The sequence below is a fragment of the Algoriphagus sp. genome, from assembly GCF_024642405.1.
GTDB lineage: Bacteria > Bacteroidota > Bacteroidia > Cytophagales > Cyclobacteriaceae > Algoriphagus.
On the sequence record NZ_JAHEBC010000034.1, the window covers coordinates 1 to 22,954 of the forward strand.

At 36.7% G+C, this 22,954-nt stretch carries 20 protein-coding genes and 1 pseudogene; 15 read left to right on the forward strand and 6 right to left on the reverse strand.

What is annotated here, in order from left to right; genetic code table 11:
• Nucleotides 1-871: pseudogene (locus Q0L68_RS04660) on the forward strand (hypothetical protein); the annotation flags it as partial.
• 12 nt (nt 872-883) lie between these two features.
• On the opposite strand, the gene Q0L68_RS04665 reads toward Q0L68_RS04660, so the two are convergent.
• The 5 genes from Q0L68_RS04665 to tilS form a co-directional block, all read right to left on the reverse strand.
• Nucleotides 884-2,542, reverse strand: coding sequence for a mechanosensitive ion channel family protein (locus Q0L68_RS04665; RefSeq protein WP_296700043.1), 1,659 nt, complete (start codon nt 2,540-2,542; stop codon nt 884-886).
• Between the two features lie 61 nt (nt 2,543-2,603).
• The gene (locus Q0L68_RS04670) at nt 2,604-5,309 is read right to left on the reverse strand and encodes a hypothetical protein (protein WP_296700046.1); all 2,706 of its coding nucleotides are present in this window, start codon (nt 5,307-5,309) and stop codon (nt 2,604-2,606) included.
• Between the two features lie 101 nt (nt 5,310-5,410).
• Nucleotides 5,411-6,346, reverse strand: coding sequence for a malate dehydrogenase (mdh, locus tag Q0L68_RS04675; protein WP_296700048.1), 936 nt, complete (start codon nt 6,344-6,346; stop codon nt 5,411-5,413).
• A gap of 147 nt (nt 6,347-6,493) precedes the next feature.
• Nucleotides 6,494-7,009, reverse strand: a complete 516-nt coding sequence (locus Q0L68_RS04680; RefSeq protein WP_296700051.1) for a Crp/Fnr family transcriptional regulator — start codon at nt 7,007-7,009, stop codon at nt 6,494-6,496.
• Nucleotides 7,010-7,011: 2 nt separating this feature from the next.
• Nucleotides 7,012-8,331 carry a tRNA lysidine(34) synthetase TilS gene (gene tilS, locus Q0L68_RS04685; protein WP_296700053.1) on the reverse strand — a complete coding sequence of 440 codons (1,320 nt, stop codon included), beginning with the start codon at nt 8,329-8,331 and terminating at the stop codon, nt 7,012-7,014.
• A 47-nt stretch (nt 8,332-8,378) separates the two neighbouring features.
• Between tilS and Q0L68_RS04690 the strand changes: the two genes are divergently transcribed.
• The 14 genes from Q0L68_RS04690 to Q0L68_RS04755 all read left to right on the forward strand — a co-directional run bounded on the left by Q0L68_RS04690 (nt 8,379) and on the right by Q0L68_RS04755 (nt 22,417).
• Entirely contained in the window at nt 8,379-10,022 is a 1,644-nt protein-coding gene (locus tag Q0L68_RS04690; RefSeq protein ID WP_296700056.1) for an OstA-like protein, read from the forward strand.
• A 165-nt stretch (nt 10,023-10,187) separates the two neighbouring features.
• Nucleotides 10,188-10,904, forward strand: a complete 717-nt coding sequence (locus tag Q0L68_RS04695; RefSeq protein ID WP_296700058.1) for a T9SS type A sorting domain-containing protein — start codon at nt 10,188-10,190, stop codon at nt 10,902-10,904.
• A 67-nt stretch (nt 10,905-10,971) separates the two neighbouring features.
• Nucleotides 10,972-11,877 (forward strand): outer membrane protein assembly factor BamD, encoded by a 906-nt coding sequence (gene bamD, locus Q0L68_RS04700; RefSeq protein WP_296700061.1) that lies wholly within the window; start codon nt 10,972-10,974, stop codon nt 11,875-11,877.
• Between the two features lie 23 nt (nt 11,878-11,900).
• Complete coding sequence (locus Q0L68_RS04705) at nt 11,901-12,215, forward strand: DNA-directed RNA polymerase subunit omega (RefSeq protein ID WP_296700064.1); 315 nt, start codon at nt 11,901-11,903, stop codon at nt 12,213-12,215.
• 5 nt (nt 12,216-12,220) lie between these two features.
• Nucleotides 12,221-13,429: a bifunctional phosphopantothenoylcysteine decarboxylase/phosphopantothenate--cysteine ligase CoaBC gene (coaBC, locus tag Q0L68_RS04710; RefSeq protein WP_296700067.1), complete on the forward strand. Its 1,209-nt coding sequence runs from the start codon at nt 12,221-12,223 to the stop codon at nt 13,427-13,429.
• A 28-nt stretch (nt 13,430-13,457) separates the two neighbouring features.
• A complete protein-coding gene (locus Q0L68_RS04715) occupies nt 13,458-14,360 on the forward strand; it encodes a DUF4835 family protein (RefSeq protein ID WP_296700070.1) in 903 nt (300 codons plus the stop codon).
• Nucleotides 14,361-14,399: 39 nt separating this feature from the next.
• The gene (gene recN, locus Q0L68_RS04720) at nt 14,400-16,052 is read left to right on the forward strand and encodes a DNA repair protein RecN (RefSeq protein ID WP_296700073.1); all 1,653 of its coding nucleotides are present in this window, start codon (nt 14,400-14,402) and stop codon (nt 16,050-16,052) included.
• 84 nt (nt 16,053-16,136) lie between these two features.
• Complete coding sequence (locus Q0L68_RS04725; RefSeq protein ID WP_296700076.1) at nt 16,137-16,952, forward strand: SDR family oxidoreductase; 816 nt, start codon at nt 16,137-16,139, stop codon at nt 16,950-16,952.
• 136 nt (nt 16,953-17,088) lie between these two features.
• On the forward strand, nt 17,089-18,681 hold the full coding sequence (locus Q0L68_RS04730; protein ID WP_296700078.1) for an amidohydrolase family protein: 1,593 nt from the start codon (nt 17,089-17,091) through the stop codon (nt 18,679-18,681).
• 86 nt (nt 18,682-18,767) lie between these two features.
• Nucleotides 18,768-19,568 (forward strand): alpha/beta hydrolase, encoded by an 801-nt coding sequence (locus Q0L68_RS04735; protein ID WP_296700082.1) that lies wholly within the window; start codon nt 18,768-18,770, stop codon nt 19,566-19,568.
• 133 nt (nt 19,569-19,701) lie between these two features.
• Complete coding sequence (locus Q0L68_RS04740; protein ID WP_296700084.1) at nt 19,702-20,154, forward strand: MarR family transcriptional regulator; 453 nt, start codon at nt 19,702-19,704, stop codon at nt 20,152-20,154.
• An 80-nt stretch (nt 20,155-20,234) separates the two neighbouring features.
• Nucleotides 20,235-20,780: a YceI family protein gene (locus Q0L68_RS04745; protein ID WP_296700087.1), complete on the forward strand. Its 546-nt coding sequence runs from the start codon at nt 20,235-20,237 to the stop codon at nt 20,778-20,780.
• Between the two features lie 82 nt (nt 20,781-20,862).
• Nucleotides 20,863-21,813, forward strand: coding sequence for a ring-cleaving dioxygenase (locus tag Q0L68_RS04750; RefSeq protein WP_296700088.1), 951 nt, complete (start codon nt 20,863-20,865; stop codon nt 21,811-21,813).
• A complete protein-coding gene (locus Q0L68_RS04755) occupies nt 21,806-22,417 on the forward strand; it encodes a dienelactone hydrolase family protein (protein WP_296700090.1) in 612 nt (203 codons plus the stop codon). Before Q0L68_RS04750 ends, Q0L68_RS04755 begins: the two co-directional genes overlap by 8 nt.
• 42 nt (nt 22,418-22,459) lie before the next feature.
• Here the strand turns inward: Q0L68_RS04755 and Q0L68_RS04760 are convergent.
• A partial coding sequence (locus tag Q0L68_RS04760; RefSeq protein WP_296700091.1) for an SbcC/MukB-like Walker B domain-containing protein occupies nt 22,460-22,954 on the reverse strand: 495 nt, incomplete at its 5' end.

Consider the following 22,954-nt stretch of genomic DNA (forward strand, 5'->3'; position numbering starts at 1 on the left):
AACAGATAGACCTGAAGTAGATGGGAGCCTTTTCTTTGATGCTGGAGGAATGAAAAACTGGAAATACTTGGTAGCTCAGGCAGATGGGAATAAGAGTTTGATAGATTTTAATATCATTTCGCCTGCTCCAAAAACTCATTTTAAGGCTGACTTTAGTTTTCCTGTTTTAGAAATTAGTCCTGCGGATGAACCATTCCTGAAGGAGTTGTTAAAAGGAGGTCAAATTGAAGGTTATTTTGTTCATGAATACGATGCTTTTAATGCGTCAGTTGTAACTGGTTTTGTGGAAGATAGAGTTTATGAGCTTGATGACTATACCCGGTTTGAGACCGTGGAGACGGTAATCAAAGAATATGTCCCTGAAGTTTCAGTTAAAACTGTTCAGAAGAAAAAGGAATTTAGGGCAATTAATGGGGTTGGGAATTTTTCCTTTGATTCAAATCCGTTAATGCTAATAGATGCAATGCCTATTTTTGATTCTGATGAATTGGCAAGATTTGACCCCAAAGGATTAAGATCACTTGAAATCCTTACCAGAACATTTTATTTAAATGAAGAAGAATTCCCTGGCGTGCTAAGTTTCTCTTCTTACAAAAATGATTTTGGTGGTTTTCCAATTCCTACAAATGGCATCTATGTAGATTATGAAGGAATACAGCCAAAAATAGGCTCTGCAAATACATTATTTGATTCTCCAGACAATGAAGGCAGAACGATGGACTGGAGAACAATACTTTATTGGTCAAAAGCTAAAGGATCTTCGCCCATTCCTAGTTCCATTGAGATCAAACTACCCGAGATTAAAGGGAAATATTTAATTACTGCCAAGTCAAAAGGAGAAATCTTTACCAAAGTAATCGATATTAAATAACATCAAACCTTTTTAGTTTTCCTTTTTTCTCAGTTCTTGCTGCATAAACTGACTTAATTTTGCCTGATAATTTTTGACATCCTGATCGTATACTGGAGATTGACTTTTCTTTTCGGGGAAAGACTCCATATGCACTGTCTGCGTTGGAAATGCAAATCTGACACCTAAAGCATTGGCAAGTTTCATTATTTTGATCAGGACTTCATGCCTACATCTTAATTCTTCTGCCCAGGTAGGAACTTCAAAAAAGATATAAAACATGATATCTAAGCTAAATGATGATAAATTATTGAAATAGACGTGAAAAGTATCCTTTCTGGTATTTGGGTGGGAGAGTACTATCTCGCGAAGACCTTTAACAAACTCCTCTACCAGATCTGGTGGCGTATCATAGGTAATTGTAATGGTAGAATAGAACCTTCGATATTGCCTTAAACCATGATTATCAATCGTTGCGTCGGCGACTTTTCCATTCGGAATATACATTACAGAATTACGAAATGTTCTTACTCTAGTCGATCTAAAACCAACTTCCTCAACTGTACCATCCAAATCTCCGGAAGTAATCCAATCCCCAACCTGGAAAGGCCTGTCTAAAAAGATCATAATTGAACCAAAAAAGTTTTTTATGGTATCCTGAGCGGCTAAAGCAATTGCCACACCACCAATTGATAATCCTGTAAGAAAAGGGATGATGTCGAGATCAAGTCCTTCTTTTAAGACGAAAAGAGTACCAATAATTATTACAAATGCTTTGAGTGATTTTCTGATCAATGGCACTAATTGATCGTCAAGAGTAGACTCTGTTCTTTCTGCCAATTTTGAAAAATACGCAGCTATCACATCTACGATTTTATAGAAAATGACAGTTATTAAAAACGGTTTTAAGGTATTGATAATTACAATTATCCAAGCCCAAATTCCCGTAGGAAGTTGTAACACTGGAAGAAAAAGGGCCAAAAGTAGGACGATTAAATAAAAGCTGGTAATTCTGGCGACGGGGAGTAAATAGTGCTCACCTATATACCCATAACCGAAGCGTTTCAGGATATATAAAAGCCCTTTGTCTACCAAAAATGTAAACAGCAAGTGGCTTAGAAATACTACAAAAATTAAAACCAGTAAACCTACTAGCTGCCAAAGGTGAAATCCTAGATATTCTTCATTTCCAATTTTTGGAAGAAGATCGAGTAATTTGGCTGTTCCGAATGGATAAGTTTCGGTATGTAGACTGTTTATTTGCCCTACGGTAAAAGCAGAAAATTTCCATTGAGAGCCTATCTTTTCTAAGAAAATACCCGGGAGTTTGGATTTATCAAAGTAATAAATCTGATCAAAGCCTGCAGTAGTATCTCTAAAATCCTGTTCATTGGGAATTTCACTGGTTCTTATAATTACACCCTTCCCTTCAAAAATCTGTTTTAGTTTTACACTTAGATTATCTCCATTTTGAGATTTTACCCCTTTTAAATTTAGTGCTTCAGCCGCCTTGTCAGGATGAAAATTCGCTTCTTCCAAATTATAGAAGAAAGTAAGAGTAGTATAATAGGGTGAACTTAAATTTATCTCTTCAGTTATTTCCCTTAAATCTTCTTGCTCTGTGATTAATTGACCATAAGAAAGAGAGATCAAACTAAATAGAAAGAGAAATAAGAAATACTTTTTAAACATAAGGTTTGGTTTTTTTGCAAGTTAGCTATTCAAAATTCCAGTCCCAAGCTATTGACAAAGCTTAATCTGCCAATAAAAATTCCGTGATTCTAGAACCACTAATAGTTCTTATTAGGTATTGACCTTTGGAAGACTGGTATGTAATCTGTATTGAATTGCTACTCTCCAGTGGCATGGTTGTCAATAAATTTCCCTCAAGATCGTATAAATAACTAAATTCCTGAGTGAGGTCAGTCAGCGCGAAAATCTGCCTATCCGATCCAAAATCAAAATACTGATAGATTAAGTTTTCGCTGGAAACCCTGATATTCATTAACAATTTTTCTGTTTTGTCTAATATCGATACTTCGTTATACTGCCTTGAGACAAACACAAAATCATTTGCTTTTTGATCAGCTACAAGGATAAATTCACTGTCTTTATCATCTTTAATCAGCTGATTTCTATATCCAATTTCTCCATCAAAGTTGCTTTGAATAATTTCCCCATTCGAAGTAATCGAAACAAATTTATAAGATCGGGAACTTGGATCTCTCCAGACAATACCTTCCGATTTAATTGCTTCCCCAAAATTAATAGGAGTTCCCCCTTGTCTCTCACCTCTTCTATTGAATAAAAATAGATTTCCATTTTCTCCCAATGCAACCATATAATCTCCTTTCCCAGGGATTCTGTAATGTGCAGGCGGGCCAGTAGTTTTTTCGTTTATGGAAAGTGGATTCCATCCGTCAAGTTGTTGACCAGTTTTATCCAACAAATAGAGATTTCCGTCCTCAGTACTGATAAAGTATCGGTACTCTTTATTATTTGAGTAATCCACCAGATTCAAATGGGAAATCCATTCGTTTCCTAGATCAAATGGATACCCAGGAAGAAGATTCCCAAGTCGGTCAATTCCGTAAATTTTGTTTTTGGTAGCTAATAAAATTTGAAGCTTTCCATTTTTATAATAATCGATCTGAAAAATATCAGAAACGATAGGGCCATCAAGAGGATAGCTATAAACTTCATCGCCTATTTCATTAAATAGGTGGATGACATTACTTCCATCTTGAACCAAAATATCCTGGGTATTGTCTTGATAATTTAAAGCTGTAGAAGGTCCATAGATTAAAGTTTGATCCAAAGAAATAGTCTTATTTGGCTGAAGGCTAATAGCGTCAACTTGTTTGATTTCAGCTTTATAATCACCTTTATAAGGTATTTTTAATGTTGCTTCCGTTCTGTCAGGGAGTTTATTTATATGTAGAGAAAGCCAAGGGAAAGATTGGAAACTACCGCTATATTTTTGTAGAAATGAACTCCAGGATGGATTGGTGTTTTGGGTCCACTTAGCCCATATTTCATCAATCAAATAAATCTTTGAAAAGCCGGAAGCAGAGTTTAATTCTGATTTTGCTGCAGGAGAATTCGGGGAGTTCCTCCAAGTATTATTGGATGTAAAATCATCCAAGATCAACTTCATTGCCTGTTGAGAGTTACAGAAAACCAAAATGTCATTAATGCTTGTTACGAAAGTCTGACCGAAACCATGGAATTTTCCCGAAAATAGATGGGCTGGAAATTCTTCCTCGGGGATAAATAAAATTTCATAATCTAAGTAGAAATCAGAATTTTCTTCATTTTCAGATTTTTGAAACGCTTTAAGTAAATCCAAAGGTGCGGAGGCATCAAAAGTTCTGGCTAATAAAGCTAGATTTTGATCTGAACCGCCATACTTTTCTAAGTCCAAAAAATAAAGTTCGCCTGAAAAATTATCAAAGAATCCACGGTCAGTTAGCGTCCTTTGAATTTCCCCAATTAAAGTTGATCGATACGGAAATGCACGGTTTTCGATTTTTTGAGTTTCAAAAATACTTTCAAGATTATATTGGGTCAGCGCTAAAGTCCGATTAGAAATCAAGGATTCTATTGCAGTTAAATTAGCTCGAATGGAAGGTGTGAAATTAATAGGATCTGGATGATAGACTGGGCCTACAAATTCAAGCCTGCCTTCCTCAAATGAAAGATCTAGAGCTAATGCTGTATTTAGGATCTCTAGACTGGCTATAGCCTGACTTTCTCGATCACCTGCAATTCCCTTCAACATTGCCGCTAACCCCTTGCCAGAAAGTAATAACCTTCCCGGTGAATCTGAACTTAATGTTGTCCCCGTTATTAGCTTTGAATACGTTTCCTGGTTTTCATTCATATAAAAACGAATCGCCTGCTCAACTAAAAATGAGGATGATGAAAATACCACTAAGTCACCAAGTATTGAAATGGACCACCCTCTGTTGTTTTCGCTGTCGTAAAATTCTATGACCTCTTGGTCCGAGTACATTCGGTTTTGAAAGCGTGATCCAGCAGGGATTTTTGCTTTTATATCCTCAATCAAACCAGAAGTTTTTGACGGGTTTAAATTTAGAGTGTAGAGTAATTCAAAATTTTCAATTCCAGTGGAATGCAAACTTACCGTCAATTGCTCTTTTTGGACAAGTTTTGCTATTTGCCCATTTTCTCCTGTAAGACTGTCTAAAGTTACCAGCTGCTTTGATAGCCTGTCAAAGGCTGGCAGTGTTTGAAAAATCCCCCAAACAGGATCATTAACTAGAGTATTCCAAGTTTCAGCTCCCTGGTAAGTCTCAAAAACAAAAATTGCCTCTTGACTGATTATATCAAGGCTGTTGATTTTACGGGTGGAAAAATAATTTTGATAGACCCAAAAACCGCCTCCTGCTAAAAGGATTATGAATAAAAGAATAAGTAGGCTTTTCCAGATTTTCACAAGTCTTTTATTGTTTCGGGAAACATATTACAAAAATTAGACCTAAGAATTAAGAGGAAAACCCTCAAATTCTTAGGTCTGTTTATTTTAAAGAAACTGGCTTATTTCCCCAGTTTATTCAATACTTCCATTACTTCTTTTACATGGCCTCTTGAAGTTTCAAGAAGTGCTTTTTCTTCATCATTTAGATCTAGTTCAAGAACTTTCTCAATACCATTTTTTCCAAGGATTACCGGAACACCTAAATAACAGTCATCAATTCCATATTCTCCCTCCAATTTGATGCAAACAGGGAATACTCTTCTTTGATTCTTCAAAATAGCTTCTACCATTTGAGCAGCAGCAGAACCTGGTGCATACCATGCAGAGGTTCCCATTAATTTCACTAATTCACCACCGCCGAATTTGGTTCTTTCTATAATGGCATCTAGTTTATCTGCTGGTATTAATTCTGTTACTGGAATACCAGCTACAGTAGTATAACGAGGAAGTGGGACCATTGTGTCGCCATGACCTCCCATAAGAATTGCCTGAATCTCTTTAGGAGATACATTTAATTCAGATGCGATAAATGCTCTATATCTTGCAGTATCAAGGATTCCAGCCATTCCCATTACTTTATTTCTTGGGAGCTTTGAAGTTAAATGAGCTTGATAAGTCATTACATCCAGTGGATTCGAAACTACAATGATGATTGCGTTTGGAGAATGTTTTACTACATTCTCAGTTACGGATTTTACGATACCTGCATTCGTTTCGATCAAATCATCACGAGTCATGCCAGGTTTACGTGGAAGACCCGAAGTGATTACTACCACATCTGAATTGGCAGTTTTACTATAATCATTTGTGCTTCCAACTGTACGACTATCATACTGATTGATTGGAGCTTTCTGCCAAATGTCCAGTGCTTTACCTTCAGCTACACCTTCCTTGATGTCCACAAGAACTATTTCTTCTGCGATTTCGCGATATGCCAATACATCGGCACAGGTTGCACCCACGTTACCTGCCCCTACTACGGTTACTTTGCTCATGAGATTATTTTGATTTTTATTAAATATACTGCCTTAAAAGCGCTGCTAAGTTATTAAACTATGGCTAGTAATAGAAGCTACTAAGTGAATACTTTGTTTGAAGAAAGAGGATTTTTGATGAATGCAATCAAAAAGCTTCGAGCTAACTTATTCAAACATTTGGCGGAGGCTGAAAAAGCCGAAAGATTCTCTGTAAGATTTAAAGAGTCTTTGGTTGTTTTGATTATAGTATTCCGAAAGCGAAGTCATCATTTTTGCCTTGATTTTTGGATTACTATCAAAAACTTCCTGAATAGCAAAGTAAGGGATTACAATTAAATCCGCTTCTTCTGAAACAACGATAGCAGTATAGGTTCTTTTAGCATTCTCTAAAAGTGAATTTTCTCCAAATGCCTCACCTCTTCCTATTTCCAAAATTGTTTCAAAATTATCTTTAACATCGATTGTTAAAGTGATTTGACCTTTTTTGACTAAATATAGGGCCTGACTCGGGTCTTTACTGAAAAACACAACTTCATCTCTCTTATATTTCCGATGATGCATGGCTGGAATAAACCTAGCCATTTCTTTATTTTTCATCCTTTCAAAAAACTTGATTTGTGTGAGGAAATCAAACATTTCATGTTCTTCAGATGTATAGGTCTTTGAAAAAGGATTCCTCATAATTACCGTTTTTTCAGGTATAAAGTCTTTCGGGTTGCTGCTGTATGCTTTGCCCAATCTGCAATTCTGTATCCAATGATCCAAGCAATTTTTTCTCCAGATTCTAAGATTCTGATCTCTTGCTTTTTGATTAATGGAATTTTCAAATCTATCAAAAAGTCACTGATTTTCTTGCTGTTTTTCATTCCTAAGGGAATAAATCTATCACCTTCCTTCCAAGTTCTAATTGTTAAAGGGAAATTTAATTGATCTAGATCGAGCATTGCATTCATGCTACTTTTGTCTAAATCTACTTCGCCTTTTAGTTTAAGAATTTCATATTTGCCCTCCGGAAGTATAAAACCCAGATCATTTTCAGATATTTCAATGGCATCAAAATGTTTTGCTTTCGGAGCTAAAATCAATTGATTTCTGTCAATATTCAAAATGTGGTCTGGGCTTTGGAAAAATTTTCCTGCTTCACCTGCTAGGCACGATTGATAGATTTCTTGAACTTGATCAGAGTTAAATCCGTAGGACCGAAGCCAAAAATAGAGGATTGAGGCAGTGCCATCAAGATGCATGAAATCTTCGAATTTAACAGATTGAAAACCATCTTGGTCAAGGATGCTTTTACTTTTCCATAACTCAAATAATCCGGAAAATGCTCTTCCAGTATCTTTAAGTCTATTAAAGCTTGTAATTAAATTTGCTCTTGAATCTTCAGAAGTATTGTAAATAATGGGTAATACATCCAAACGCAATTTGTTTCTTTTGTAATCAGTTTTTGTATTAGAGCTATCCTCTCTCCATTTCAAGGATTTCTCTTTGGCGTAGTCCAAGATGTTTTTTCTCGAAAAGGGCAACAAAGGTCTAATCAGAAAACCTCTTCTATCTGCCATTCCGTATAATCCTTCTATGCCCGTGCCCCTTAACAGATTTAGAAAAATAGTTTCCAATTGATCATCTTGATGGTGTGCAATAATTATTCCTTGAAGGTTTCTGGTTTTTCGGATTTTCTCAAACCAATCATATCGAATTTCTCTTGCCGCCATTTGGGTCGAGAGGTTTTTCTCCTGCCTTACTCTGGAGGTTTCGGCATGAAGAACATGAAACTCAGATCTCCAACTTTCAGCTAACAACCTGACAAATTTTTCATCATCATCGCTTTCCTTTTCCCGTAATTGAAAATTAACATGAGCGACTTCAAAATTGATTTTAGAAAAATAAAGGAGAGTTCCAAGACAAACACTATCCAAACCCCCACTGCAAGCCAGGAGATACTTCTCATTAGAATCTAATAAGGATTTATTTTTGATATGTTCGATAAATGCTTCGATCATTGATCAAAAATATCATTTTCTGCTAATTTTGCCCCATCCAATAATTTATGACAATTCAAATCTCTCGTTTTTTTCTCGTAATTGGTTTTTTATTGTTTGTGGCTTTTCAAGTCCAAGCTCAAGGTTCCTCTACATTAGAAATAATGAAAGCGGATGTATTATTGGGAGCAAATGGTTTTGAGAGATTAATCGGGGATGTTGAAATGAGAAATCAAAATTCACTCATTTATTGTGATTCGGCTCATTTTTACCGATCTACTAATCAAGCAAGATTATTTGGGAATGTAAGGATTGTAGACCAAGAAGACCCAATAAAAACCACTAGTGCTTATGCGGAATATGATGGAAATAAAAAGCTCGCGAAGCTTAGAAATAATGTTGTTTTTACCAATCAAGAAACGACTTTGTACACTGATTATCTTGATTACGATAGAGGTCTAAACATCGCATATTATTATAATGATGGAAAAGTAGTTGATTCGGTGAATGTTCTGACTAGTGAAAAAGGGAAATATGAGGTCAGTATTGAACGAATCACCTTTGAAAACGACGTGGTTTTGATTAATCCGGATTATACCATGAAAACCAATGATCTGGTTTATATGACCATCCCTAAAACTGCAGAAACAAAAGGGTTGACAAATTTAGTGTCAAAGGAAGGAAACACGCTAGATGCCCAAAATGGAAGTTTTTATGATACTCAGAAAAAACAATTTCGATTTTTTAATGGAGTCGTTGATACTGAAACCAGTAGGGTTAGGGCTGTAGAACTTTTTTACGATGAAAATCTTGCCTATTATGAAGGGAAAGATGAAGTTCAAGTTTTAAATAAAGAAAGAGAAGTAGAGATTTTTGGAGATGTCGGGAAATATTGGGAGGAACGAAAATATAGTCTGGTTTATGGTAATGCGCTGGTAAGGAGGTATTTTGAAAGCGATACACTGTATATGACCTCAGATTCTCTTATTTCACAAGATAATGAAATGGATTCTGCAAAATTTCTGCTTGCATTTCGTTCTGTAAATTTGGTGAAATCCGATCTTTCCGGGAAAGCAGATTCTTTAGTGTACAATTACAGCGATTCCTCTATCCAACTGTTTAAGGATCCTGTCATGTGGAATCAAAAGAGCCAAATTTCCTCTGACAGTATGACTTTTTATATTGAAAAAGAAACTTTAGATCGTGTTTATTTAAAAGACAACGCGTTTATAATCACCCAGGATACTATTCTGAATTTCAATCAGATGAAGGGGCGGAAGATGATGGGCTATTTTCTGGATGGACAAATTAACCAAATGGATATCGATGGAAATGGAGAGTCATTGTATTTTGTATTAGAGTCTGACACGATTTCTCAAGGTGCTAATAAAACTCTGAGTGCAACCATTAAATTGAAATTTAAGGACGGAGCGATACAAAGAGTAAATTATGGAATAAAACCAGATGGACGATTCATTCCTTTCCAAAACCTAAATGATGAAAACTCAAGACTTACGGGTTTTAATTGGAGGTTTGAAGAGAGACCGGATATGTCTACTATTTTTAGATGGAGAACCCCTCAAGAAATTGACTTGAAAGCTAAAAATCTTTTCAATATTCCTGAGATAGAAATAAGACTTCCTACCGAAAAAGAAATTGAGGACGAAATGAAAAAGAGAGGTTACAGGCCTGAGAAAAAGGTTTTTAATTAAGGTTAAAGTCCAATAAAAAGCGGTAACGTCCAACTTTGGAAAAAATTTTATAAAGGTTAACAAGAATTAACCCGATTTTTCTGTGTTCTGATTAACATCAAACTAATTTTGTCCGTATATTGATTACTGTATAAACAGAACACCGCTTATTGATTAGAATTCTACATGAATAACTCTCTCAAATTTTTGATGTGGCTTTGCCTGATGTTCCCGCTATTTGCGGAAGCACAGCAGGTTCGCGTGTTGAGTGAGGACCTTGAATTCTCTGGTGATTTAAACTCAATCCAAAGAAAAACTGTAATACTTCAGAATGAGTCTTCTCAATCAAAAACATATTTCTTAAAAAACTTAACTGGAAATGTTGGTTCCTCTCAGCACGTTAGGATTTGTATAGGAGATGACTGTTTTGATCCAAGAAAAGATCTCGCAAAGATTAGAATCACTTTAGCTCCCGGTGAATTAATGACTGATTTGTATCTCGATTTTGAAATGGGAATAGTAGAAACCCGTGGTAGTTTTGATTTAAACTTTGTTAATCTCGAAAATATCAGAGAGTCTTTTGTAGTAGAAGCTAGGTATGATGTTTCTAATCCTGACGAAAAAATAGATGAGTTTGACTATAAAGACTTAACCTTAAGTGATATTTATCCAAACCCAAGTAATAGAATTGCTCAATTGGATTATCAGTTAAAAAATCCTAATGCCAAGGCGAAAATCACGATAAATAGTTTTATTGGTAACCCTGTGGCAGAATATCAGTTAGATCCTGATAGAAATTCATTGGTGATCAATGTTTCTGATTTCAATCCGGGAGTTTATTTCTACACACTTTTTGTGGACAATAAGAATATTGTGACCAAAAAGCTACAAGTCAAGAAGTAAGCGATCGTCTCTCCATCAATCTTCATTTGAATCCGAATAATTATCCCGTATATTTGCGGTCTTGAATATGAAAATGCGCGTACATAACATTATCGTTCTATTAGTATTTATGGCATTAAGTGCCTGTGGTCCTTTCAATAAGCTTGAAAAAAGCACAAATTGGGAAGAACTCTATGCAGGAGCTAATAAATATTACCAGGAAGGAGAATATAATAAAGCGATTATCCTATATGATAAAGTACTTCCGGTAATAAGAGGAAGTGAGAAAGCTGAATTAGCAGACTATAATTATGCTAATTGTCATTTCAAGACAAAACGCTATATAGAGGCTGCAGGTTATTTTAGTAACTTCTTCAGGACTTATAACCGAAGTCCTTTAGCAGAGGAAGCATTGTTCATGAATGCCTATTCCCTTTATCTTGATGCTCCGGATTATAACCTTGATCAACAAAGTAGTCAAGAGGCTGTTGCAGCAATTCAGCAGTTTGTGACAAGATTCCCGGGCTCTGCCAGTTATGAAAGAGCAATGGAAATGTTAGGAGATTTGGAACTAAGATTTGAGGAAAAAGCATACCAAGAGTCTTCTATGTATTATCGTTTAAAAGACGGTTTATATCCAGGGGACTTCTATAGAGCATGCATTGTTAATTTTCAGAACTTTGCCAAAGACTACCCTGAGAGTAAGTACAATGAAGAATTAGCTTACAAATTAGTAGAAGTTGCAACAGGTTATGCTGAAAATTCAGCTTATGCCAAAAAAGAGGAAAGATTAACTGATGCGCTAAGATTTGCAGGCAATTTTTATAGAAAGTATCCTAATAGCGGCTATACAGCAAAGGTGAAAATCTATGAAGAAGAAGCCAGAGAAGAAATGCAAGATCATTTGGAGTTAAAAAAGAAAGTGGCCGAAAGAGTGGCTCAACAAGAAGCCGAAAAGAAAGCAACTCTTGAAACTCCAATCAACAATAATTAAACGAAACGTAAATAGATCAAAATATGGCAATTAATCCGTCAATTATTACTCGTGATTTAGATAAAATCGCTGAACAGACTGGAAACCTGTATGAGTCTCTTCATATAGTAGGTCAGAGAGCTAAGCAAATTTCTTCCACCTTAAAAGAAGAATTAAATAATAAGCTTTCTGAGTTTGCTTCAACTGTCGATAATCTTGAAGAGGTTTTTGAAAACAAAGAGCAAATCGAGATTTCAAAGTTTTACGAAAGAATGCCAAAACCTTCTACTATGGCTATGGAGGAGTTTATGGAAGGTAAGATATATCATAGATACCCTAATGAAGAGTCTGCAGAGTAAACCTTATGAGCCTACAAGGTAAAAGAATAATTTTGGGAGTTACCGGTAGTATTGCCGCGTATAAATCAGCCCATCTTACTCGTTTACTAATTAAATCTGGAGCAGAAGTGCAAATTATTATGAGCGCTTCTGCTCTTGATTTTATTACCCCTCTTACATTGGCTACGCTTTCCAAAAGACCTGTTTTGGTACAATTCCAAAAAGATGAAACAGGAGTTTGGAACAATCATGTTGAACTTGGCCTTTGGGCGGATTTATTTTTAGTAGCTCCAATCAGCGCAAATACTATCGCCAAATTTGCCAATGGTCTCTGCGATAATCTTTTGACAGCAACCTATCTTTCGGCTAGATGTCCTGTTATGATTGCTCCGGCAATGGATTTAGACATGTATCAACATCCGTCTTTGATTGCTAATCTCAATAGATTGAACTCCTTTGGTAATATGATCTTGGATGCTGAATCAGGAGAATTAGCTAGTGGTTTATCCGGACAGGGGAGAATGATGGAGCCAGAGAATATTCTGATAAGAGTAAATAATTTTTTTAAGCAAAAAGAAGATTTTAAAAACAAAAAGGTTCTCATTACTATGGGACCAACTCAGGAAGCCATTGATCCGGTAAGGTTTATCAGTAATCATTCCAGTGGTAAAATGGGAGTCGCATTGGCAAATGCATTTAAAGATAAGGGAGCTGAAGTCTTTGTGGTTTCGGGGCCGATTTCTCTTGAAGTAGAAAGAAATAGATTTCACTGGACAGATGTTAGGTCTGCCAAGGAAATGTACTCAGCCGCGCTAAAAATTCATTCTATGATGGATATTTGCGTTTTTGCCGCAGCTGTAGCTGATTATGCCCCGGCAGAAATCGCTCCTGAAAAAATAAAAAAGAGTGATTCCGAACTTACCCTTAAAATGGTCAAAAATGTAGATATAGCATTTGAACTTGGGAAAATCAAAAAACCAGGACAGTTGCATGTGGGTTTTGCACTAGAAACAGAAAATGAAGCTGAAAATGCAAAAGCTAAGTTGTATAAGAAAAACTTTAATTTGATCGTTTTAAACTCTATGAAAGAGAGCGGTGCTGGTTTTCAGCTTGATACAAATAAAGTACACATTTATCAGTCAATTGGGGGTTCAATTAGCTCTGAAGTAGCAGATAAATCAAAAATTGCTGAATTGATTATAGACCAAATCAAATTGGCTCCAATTGGGGTTTGAACCTGATTATTTCCTTATTTTTAGAGTTATGAAGAAAGTTTTTTTCTGCATGTTTTTGACTTTTATAAGTCACTTGAGCTCTGCCCAGGAATTGAATTTCACGGTTATTATCAACAGTGACCGAGCTAGAATTCAGAATACTACTGTGTTTTCTACCATGAAGACTAGCTTTGAACAATTCTTGAATGGAAGATCTTGGACGAATGATGAGTTTCGGCCCGAGGAGCGAATCAAGGGGAATATGCTTATAACAATTAATGACGTGCCCCAAGTGGGAGTATATAATGCAACCGTTCAGATACAAACTGTTAGGCCTGTTTATGGGACCAATTACGAATCTTTAATTTTTAATTTTGCTGATAGAAACTGGAATTTTGAATACATAGAATCCCAGCCTCTTGAATTCAATAGATTTAATTTTTTGAATAATATAAGCTCTTTATTAGGGTACTATGCACACATCGCTTTAGGAATGGATTATGATAGTTTCTCTAGTAAGGGTGGAGACAATTTTTACGAAATTGCAAATGATATTGTAAACAATGCACAGCAATCAGGAAGAGCAGGTTGGGTGCAAAGCCCCACTGATCGGCGAAATCGATATTGGTTGATCAATGATATCTATACATCTTCGGTATATGGACCCATCCGTGAAGCATATTACTTATATCATAGACAAGGGCTGGATATTTTACAAATAGAGCCTGAAAAAGCCTACGAAAATATGCTTGAGGCAGTTCGATTAGTGGCTGAAGCGAATAAAGCACAGCCAAATGGTATTTTGACCATCACATTTATGGATGCCAAAGGAGATGAAATTTCAAATGTTTTCAAAAATGCTTCTTTAGAAATCCGGACAGAATTAGTCAAGCTTTTGCTCGAAGTAGATCCCAATAATGCCAGAAAATATAACGAGTTGCTGAAAAGCTAAATGCGATTGATAACTTTGTTCTTTTCCTTTTGATCACCCATGCTTAAATCTCTTAATATTCAAAATTATGCGCTAATTGACCAGCTTTTGATGAAGCCTGGTGCTGGTTTGAGTATGATTACGGGAGAAACAGGAGCCGGTAAATCTATTATGTTGGGTGCTGTTGGTCTCTTATTAGGGAATAGGGCCGATACCAAAGTTTTACTCTTTGAAGATAAAAAATGCATCGTTGAGGGCATTTTTGAAATTGGTGAATATGGCTTGAGAGAATTTTTTGAAAAAGAAGATTTGGATTACGATTCCACTTGTATCATAAGAAGAGAGATTAGTCCAAGTGGAAAATCACGTTCTTTTGTCAATGATACCCCTGTTCTTCTGGATGTGCTTAAATTTTTAGGTTCGAAGTTGATGGACGTTCATTCTCAACATGATACACTCCAACTTGCGGTTGGTTCTTATCAATTGGATTTGATCGATGCTTTTTCTCATAGTAAAGAAGAGTTAGCAAGTTATCAGATCGCTTTTAAAGCTTTCAAAAAAGCTCAAAAGGCATTTCAGGATTTAAAAGAAAAAGCTTTAGAGCTTCAAAAAGAAGCCGATTTTAATCAGTTCCAGCTGGAAGAACTCAGTAGTCTTTCCCTACAAAAAGGGGAGCAGGACGAATTGGAGTCTTTGCAAGAAGTTTTGGAAAATGCTGAGGAAATTAAATTGAAAATCAACGAAATGTTAAATCTTTTCGAAGATGATCAGTTCGGAGTCTTTAATGGAATGACCCAAGCTCACCAGGCACTCGCAGCACTTGAAAAGTTGGCCCATAAATTTGAGCCCTTGAAGGAACGATTCCAAAGTATTTTTATCGAGCTGAAAGATCTTTCGGAAACATTGGCAAGTGAAGAGTCATCCGTAGAAATTGATTTTGAAAGATTGGATGAAGTCAGAGAGCGACTTAGCAAAATTTATCAATTACAGAAAAAGCATGGACTTGCTTCTGTTGAGGAATTGATGGTATTGGAGGCAGAATTGGCGGATAAAGTTTTTCAGTTTCAGAATTTAGATGAAACACTTTCAGTAGCAAAAATAGAACTTGAAAAAGCGGAACAAGCTGTATTGAAATCTGGTAAGGATTTAAGTAAAAAAAGGAGGACTTGTTTTGAAACTTTTCAAAAGGAAATGGAAAAGTTACTGTTTGATTTGGGGATGGAAAATGCTAAACTCAAAGTCGAGCAAAATTCTATAGATCCTTCCGTAAAGGGAATGGACGAAATCGAATTGCTTTTCTCGGCAAACAAAGGAACTTCGCTTCAAGCTCTTAAAAAAGTGGCTTCAGGAGGAGAATTTTCAAGATTACTTTTTGCAATTAAATATTTGATGGCTGACCGAATGGCCATGCCCACCTTGATTTTTGATGAGATTGACACAGGGATTTCCGGAGAGGTTGCTTTGCAAATGGTTCGGATGATGAAAGAAATTGCCATGAAACATCAAGTTATTTGTATTACTCATTTGCCTCAGGTAGCAGGCCAAGGAGATGTACACTTTTTTGTATACAAAGACAATTCCTCTCAAAAAACGATTAGTAAAATCAGGGAGTTAGGTGCTGAAGAAAGGGTTTTAGAGTTGGCAAAAATGATCGGAGGAGCCAATCCATCTAGTTCAGCACTTGAGAGTGCAAAAGAACTATTGAGCCGATAATTCAGACTTAGCGCTCCATCTTTGGGACTGAATGCCAAATTTTCTCTATTTTTACACATATTTTTGAAATCAACCCAATTTTATATGCCAGAAAATTTGCTGAAAGGAAAACTAGGTATCATTACCGGTGCCCTTGACGAGAATTCCATCGCCTGGAAAACCGCTCTAAAAGCTAAAGAACAAGGAGCCCGATTTGTCCTTACCAATGCACCGATCGCCATGAGAATGGGGGCTATCAATGATCTTGCTAAAGAATGTGACACCATTGTCATTCCAGCGGATGCAACGAGTCTGGAGGATATCGAAAAGCTTTATACCGAAGCAAAAGAGTATTTGGGTGGAGATTTTGACTTTATCTTACATTCCATTGGGATGTCTCCAAATATCCGAAAAGGTCGTTCCTATGGAGATTTGAATTATGACTGGGCTATGAAATCCTATGATGTTTCCGCCATCTCTTTCCATAAAATGATGCAAGTAGCGGAGAAGATGGATGTGATGAAAGAATGGGGTTCGATTGTAGGATTATCTTACATCGCGGCACAGAGGGTATTCCCTTTTTATACCGACATGGCAGATGCTAAATCGTTATTAGAAAGTATCGCTAGAGGATACGGTTATCGATTTGGAAAACTTAAAAATGTACGGGTCAACACCATTTCCCAATCTCCAACAAAAACTACTGCTGGAACAGGAATTGGAGGATTTGATTCTTTTTACAACTTTGCAGACGCTTTGTCTCCATTAGGAAATGCATCTGCCGAAAGTTGTGCAGATTATATCGTTACGATGTTTTCTGATATGACTAGAATGGTAACAATGCAAAACCTCTTCCATGATGGTGGGTATTCCTTCACAGGAATTTCAGAAGATATTATGGAGAAGTTTAAAGATTTATAAATAAACCACCCACGTTAAGAAAAAGCTCTTTGGTTATCCAAAGAGTTTTTTTTATGACTGCTGTTCATCTAATACTGGTTTTAAGTTGTGGCAATTTGAACTATCTTATTGCTCTTAATTCATAAAACCATCAACCATGAAAAAATCTTTACTTTTAATTGCATTTTTCTGCGGCTTTCTTTCAGCTTCAGTTAATGCACAAATTGAACCTGCTCCTGACCGAACCGAGGGTGACGGTCAATACGGCCGCCTTATTTTAAGGGGCGTCATTTTAATTGATGGGACAGGGGCACCCCCGATTGGTCCAGTAGATATTGTAGTCGAAAAAAACAAAATTGCTCAAATTCAAATCGTAGGATATCCAGGCCTTCCAATTAATGAAAATAGAAGACCAAAAGCTGGTGAAAACGATAAAGTGTATGACTTAGAGGGTCATTATTTGATGCCAGGTTTTGTCGATTCCCATGCACATATTGGGGGAAGAGGACAAGGGACTCCTGCCGAATATGTTTTTAAATTGTGGATGGCCCATGGAGTAACAACGATCAGGGATCCATCTACCGGGAATGGACTTGGCTGGGTCTTGGATCAAAAAGAAAAATCTGCGGCAAACGAAATAACCGCTCCTAGAATTTTGGCATATACCTCCTTTGGTCAAGGTGCTGAAAATCCAATCACGAATGCCGAAGAAGCAAAGTCTTGGGTCAATTCAAATAAAGCCAAAGGAGCGGATGGGATTAAGTTTTTCGGGGCAAAACCAGAGGTGATGGAAGCTGCGATTTCTGAAAATAAAAGGATTGGACTTCGTTCAGCAATGCACCATGCTCAGATGGATGTAGCTAGATGGAATGTATTAAATTCAGCAAGAGCAGGACTTTCATCGATGGAACATTGGTACGGCCTTCCAGAAGCTTTATTTACTGATAAAACGATTCAGGATTTCCCGGTAGATTATAATTACCAAAATGAACAACATCGTTTTTCTGAAGCAGGTAAACTGTGGGAACAGGCTGCCAAACCTTATTCAGAGCATTGGAATAAAGTAATGAATGAATTATTGGAATTGGATTTTACGTTGGATCCAACTTTCAACATTTATGAAGCGAATCGAGATTTGATGCGTGCCCAACGGGCAGAATGGCATGAGGTTTACACCTTGCCTTCCCTTTGGAATTTTTATGAGCCGAGTAGACAATCTCATGGATCTTATTGGTTTGACTGGACTACTGCTTTGGAAATCCAATGGAAAGAGAATTATAGACTTTGGATGACTTTTGTAAATGAATACAAAAACCGTGGAGGAAGAGTTACCGCTGGATCTGATTCCGGATTTATTTACCAATTGTATGGTTTTGCATACATCCGTGAATTAGAGCTTCTTCAAGAAGCAGGTTTTCACCCTTTGGAAGTCATCAGATCAGCGACTATGTATGGAGCCGAACTCATGGGAATGGAGAATGAAATAGGCACTGTTGAAGTTGGCAAATTGGCGGATTTTGTAATCGTGGAGGAAAATCCACTTCAAAATCTGAAAGTGCTTTATGGAACAGGAGCGATCAGAATTGATGAAAATAATAAGGCCATCAGAGTAGGTGGTGTGAAGTATACCGTAAAAGATGGTATTGTTTACGATGCCAAAAAGCTTTTGGAAGATGTAAAAAACATAGTTGATAAAGCCAAAGCTGAAGAAGGTAGCGTAAAAATCACACAACCTGGTCTAGATTGGTAATCTATTAAATCTATAAAACCTAGAGCCGGGTTATATTGTATAATTTAGTACAGTATAGTCCGGTTCATTTTTAAACCTTTTAGAAAATGCCCTATATTAAAGTAAATGGTGTTGAATTATTTTATTCTGATCAAGGCGTAGGAGAGGAAACAATTATTTTTTCTCATGGATTACTTTGGAGTCATAAAATGTTTGAGGCTCAGGTCGAATTTCTTTCCGCCCGATTTAGAGTGATTTCATACGACCATCGTGGCCAGGGTCAAAGCGAAGTCAAAAGTCCATTTGATATGGATATTCTTACGGAAGATGCCTTTCAACTTATTAAACAGCTCTGCAAAGGCCCTGTTCATTTTGCAGGTTTATCAATGGGAGGATTTATAGGAATGAGGCTAGCCGCTAGACATCCAGAGATAATAAAGAGTCTTATTTTAATGGAAACCTCAGCTAATTCGGAGCCGGTAGAAAATATTCCCAAATACAAAACGCTAAATGGGGTCGTGAAGTGGTTTGGCGTTATTGGCCCAATAGCTACTAAAGTCATGCCCATCATGTTTGCCGAAAGTTGGTTAACAAATCCGCTGAACAAAGAGGAAATAGAATTCTGGCGGAAAGAATTGATGACTAATAAAAAAACAATTACAGGGCCAGTGGACGGGGTTATTTATCGAAATGGGATAGAGGAAGAGTTGAAGCACATCAAGTGCTCAACAATGATTATTGTTGGTGATGAGGACGTGGCTACCAAGCCGGTAAAAGCAAAGTTCATCCAAATGAATATTCCAAAATCCAAGCTACATATTGTGCCTGGTGCAGGGCATAGCAGCTGTATTGAGAAACCTAGGGAAATCAATCGACTAATTGGAGATTGGTTGATTGAAAACAGCTAACCTATTTTTTTCAGTTTCATCCTATTCAAAATTATTTTATTCCCTATAAATGAGATAGTTGCATAAATCTTTGCAATGTTTGAAACATTTACTTACTTTTACATGTATATACATTAAATACATTTGCAATAAAATGGTGAAGATAGAAGAAGCAATTCAGCAAAAAGAGTTTAAAGACCCTTTCAATAAGGCGGTTGTGAACCTATTATATACTCATAGCTACTTTGTGACGAATCAAAATTCGCTTTTCAAGCCTTATGGTATTTCACCAGAACAGTACAATGTATTACGGATTTTAAGAGGTCAAAATGGAGTACCTACCACCGTTTCTTCCATTCAAGATAGAATGTTGAACAAGATGTCAAATGCGTCGCGTTTGGTTGAAAAGTTAAAGATTAAAGAATTGGTAAAACGTTCTGAATGTCCAAATGATAGAAGACAAGTGGATGTATTAATCACAGAGAAAGGTTTGAAAATTCTAGCTGAACTTCAAGCTAAAGTGGAGGAAGAAAACAGGAATTTTATTCACTTAAGTTCGGAAGAAGTAAATCTTCTAAATGACCTTTTGGATAAATTGAGGGGGTAAGTTTTTTTACCTAAATCAATGTATAGACATATAATGTATTAACAAATCAAATAAATTTAAAACCAAAAACAACAATTATTATGGCAACAACTAAATGGATTATCGACCCTACTCATTCTGAGGTTTCTTTTAAAGTGAAGCACTTAGTGATTTCAACAGTTACAGGTTATTTCAGAAAATTCGAAGGAAGTGCAGAAAGCACATCGGAAGATTTTGATGGAGCTAAAGTTTCATTCTCAGCTGATATTGACAGCATTGACACCAACCAGACAGATCGTGATAATCATTTGAAATCAGCAGATTTCTTTGATGCTGCAAATCATCCTAAATTGACTTTTGAAGGCAAAATCATTAAAAACGGTGATGATCATAAATTGGTAGGCGATTTAACCATGAGAGAAACTACCAAGCAGGTTGAATTGAATGTAGATTTAGGAGGAGTTGCTGGTGATCCTTATGGACAGACTAAAGCAGGTTTTGAAATCGAGGGAAAAGTAAATAGAAAAGATTTCGGTTTGTCTTGGTCTGCAGTGACAGAAGCAGGTTCAGTAGTGGTAAGTGATCAAGTTAGATTGATCTTAAGTGTACAATTAGTGAAGCAAACTGAAGAAGTTTTGGCTGATTAAAACCAGTTGTATTTAATAATAAATTACAAGCTATGAGGAATTTTCCTCATAGCTTTCTTTAAACCTCTTTATCCCAGTAATCATGAAGCCATTAATCAGCGGAATACACCATATCACAGCCATTGCTGGAAATCCTCAAGCCAATGTTGATTTTTACTCAGGTGTTTTAGGATTGAGATTGGTGAAAAAGACCATCAACTTCGATGCTCCGGATGTCTATCATTTCTATTTCGGAGATGAACTAGGTAGACCTGGAACAATCTTTACCACATTTCCATTCACGGGAGCCCGAAAGGGAACTAAAGGGACTGGAGAGTTAACTTATACTGCATTTTCTATCCCATCAAATTCCTTAGATTTTTGGATAGAAAGATTGAAAAAATATGGTGTAGCAGTTTCGGATATTTTGACACGATTCGGTGAAAAACTGATTCGGTTTGAAGATCATGATGGAATGGGAATCGAGCTTGTAGCCAATGATTCTGATGATAGATCTGGGTGGACCTATGGTCAGGTTCCACAGGAATATTCTATCAAAGGATTTTATGGCGCTACTTTAAATCTTCGATCCAAAGAATTAACTGAACAATTATTGGTTAACCACATGGACTACCGATTTATTGCGCAGGAAGGTGATAGATTCCGTTATGGGACTGAAGGGAAACCTGGAGATCTTTTAGATATTCTTGTTAACCCAAATGGTAATCGTGGAATGCAAAGTGCCGGTACAGTTCATCACATTGCTTTCAGAACAGAGAATGCATCAAGTCAATTGAAAGTTCAAGAAATCTTGATGAATAACGGCTATCAAGTGACTGAAGTGAAAGATAGAAATTACTTTACTTCCATTTATTTTAGGGAGCCGGGAGGGGTATTATTTGAAATAGCAACAGATGAGCCAGGGTTTGCCATCGATGAAGAAGAAGCTCATTTAGGAGAACTAATCAAATTGCCGGACTGGGCTGAACCAAATCGGGAAAAAATCGAGAAAAACTTAACTCCAGTTGCCTTAAAAACGGAGGATTATGTCTAATCTAAAAACTGCAGGCCTACCACTTGAAAAAGCAAAAAAAGCTGCAATCTTAATCCATGGGAGAGGAGCAACAGCAACAAGTATTTTATCGCTTAGCGATTATCTAAAGCTGGAGGACTTTGCACTTTTGGCACCTCAAGCCGATGGGAATACTTGGTATCCATTCAGTTTTATGGCTCCAGACCTACAGAACGGGATAGCTTTGGAAAATTCCATTTCTATTTTGGAATCTGCTTGGAGTAAAATTGTAGATTCAGGAATCCTTCCTGAAAACATTTACTTGATAGGATTTTCTCAAGGAGCTTGTTTAAGTCTTGAATTTACGAGTAGAAATGCTCAAAAATTAGGTGGTGTGATTGCATTTACTGGTGGGTTAATTGGTGAAAAGCTCCAACCGGAAAAGTATACTGGCGATTTCAATGGAACTCCAGTATTCATAGGAAGTAGTGATAGAGACTTTCATGTACCAGCAAGCCGAATCAAAGAATCGGCAGAATTAATGACAAAAATGGGAGCTAATGTAAAAACATGGCTCTTTGATGATCCGGAACATACTATCCGAGAGGAAGAGATCAACTGGGTCAATACCAATATTTTAATGTGATTTTCTAATCAAAAATTTCCCCGACATTGCCGGGGATTTTTTTTAGAAAGAATAGCTAATCTGAGATCCTTTTTCAGGGTCTAATTCTATCTGCGCATAAACGCCTATTTCCTGTTGAAGCTCTTCAACATGGGAGATAATTCCAACAATCCTATTTTCATGGCGAAGGGATTTTAACGTTTCAAAAACCACACGAAGCGCATTTCTATCCAAAGCACCAAATCCTTCATCCAAGAAAAAGAAACTTTGATCGGCTTGATTGAGTGCTTTTACTTTTTCTGCTAAAGCCAAAGCCAGACAAAGAGAGGCTTGGAAAGTCTGTCCTCCAGAAAGTGTCTTCAGCAACCTCCTTTTACCACCATTCAAATAATCAATTACCCAAAATGTATTATCATCATCGATTTCGAGACTTAGACTATTTTTGCTCAGCTTCATAAATCTCATATTCGCGGTATTGCAAAGTTCCTTGAGATAAATCGAACTCACATACTTGACGAAGCCACTTCCTTTAAATAAACGCTCCAACTCCCGAAGATT

What these genes read in the sequence shown, in the direction of transcription:
- Q0L68_RS04715 (WP_296700070.1), top strand. Translation starts at nt 13,458, where the DNA reads ATGAAGAAAGTTTTTTTCTGCATGTTTTTGACTTTTATAAGTCACTTG.
- Q0L68_RS04690 (WP_296700056.1), top strand. Translation starts at nt 8,379, where the DNA reads ATGACAATTCAAATCTCTCGTTTTTTTCTCGTAATTGGTTTTTTATTG.
- Q0L68_RS04665 (WP_296700043.1), bottom strand. Translation starts at nt 2,542, where the DNA reads ATGTTTAAAAAGTATTTCTTATTTCTCTTTCTATTTAGTTTGATCTCT.
- coaBC (WP_296700067.1), top strand. Translation starts at nt 12,221, where the DNA reads ATGAGCCTACAAGGTAAAAGAATAATTTTGGGAGTTACCGGTAGTATT.
- Q0L68_RS04725 (WP_296700076.1), top strand. Translation starts at nt 16,137, where the DNA reads ATGCCAGAAAATTTGCTGAAAGGAAAACTAGGTATCATTACCGGTGCC.
- Q0L68_RS04750 (WP_296700088.1), top strand. Translation starts at nt 20,863, where the DNA reads ATGAAGCCATTAATCAGCGGAATACACCATATCACAGCCATTGCTGGA.
- Q0L68_RS04730 (WP_296700078.1), top strand. Translation starts at nt 17,089, where the DNA reads ATGAAAAAATCTTTACTTTTAATTGCATTTTTCTGCGGCTTTCTTTCA.
- Q0L68_RS04755 (WP_296700090.1), top strand. Translation starts at nt 21,806, where the DNA reads ATGTCTAATCTAAAAACTGCAGGCCTACCACTTGAAAAAGCAAAAAAA.
- bamD (WP_296700061.1), top strand. Translation starts at nt 10,972, where the DNA reads ATGAAAATGCGCGTACATAACATTATCGTTCTATTAGTATTTATGGCA.
- mdh (WP_296700048.1), bottom strand. Translation starts at nt 6,346, where the DNA reads ATGAGCAAAGTAACCGTAGTAGGGGCAGGTAACGTGGGTGCAACCTGT.
- Q0L68_RS04680 (WP_296700051.1), bottom strand. Translation starts at nt 7,009, where the DNA reads ATGAGGAATCCTTTTTCAAAGACCTATACATCTGAAGAACATGAAATG.
- Q0L68_RS04735 (WP_296700082.1), top strand. Translation starts at nt 18,768, where the DNA reads ATGCCCTATATTAAAGTAAATGGTGTTGAATTATTTTATTCTGATCAA.
- tilS (WP_296700053.1), bottom strand. Translation starts at nt 8,331, where the DNA reads ATGATCGAAGCATTTATCGAACATATCAAAAATAAATCCTTATTAGAT.
- recN (WP_296700073.1), top strand. Translation starts at nt 14,400, where the DNA reads ATGCTTAAATCTCTTAATATTCAAAATTATGCGCTAATTGACCAGCTT.
- Q0L68_RS04745 (WP_296700087.1), top strand. Translation starts at nt 20,235, where the DNA reads ATGGCAACAACTAAATGGATTATCGACCCTACTCATTCTGAGGTTTCT.
- Q0L68_RS04740 (WP_296700084.1), top strand. Translation starts at nt 19,702, where the DNA reads ATGGTGAAGATAGAAGAAGCAATTCAGCAAAAAGAGTTTAAAGACCCT.
- Q0L68_RS04705 (WP_296700064.1), top strand. Translation starts at nt 11,901, where the DNA reads ATGGCAATTAATCCGTCAATTATTACTCGTGATTTAGATAAAATCGCT.
- Q0L68_RS04695 (WP_296700058.1), top strand. Translation starts at nt 10,188, where the DNA reads ATGAATAACTCTCTCAAATTTTTGATGTGGCTTTGCCTGATGTTCCCG.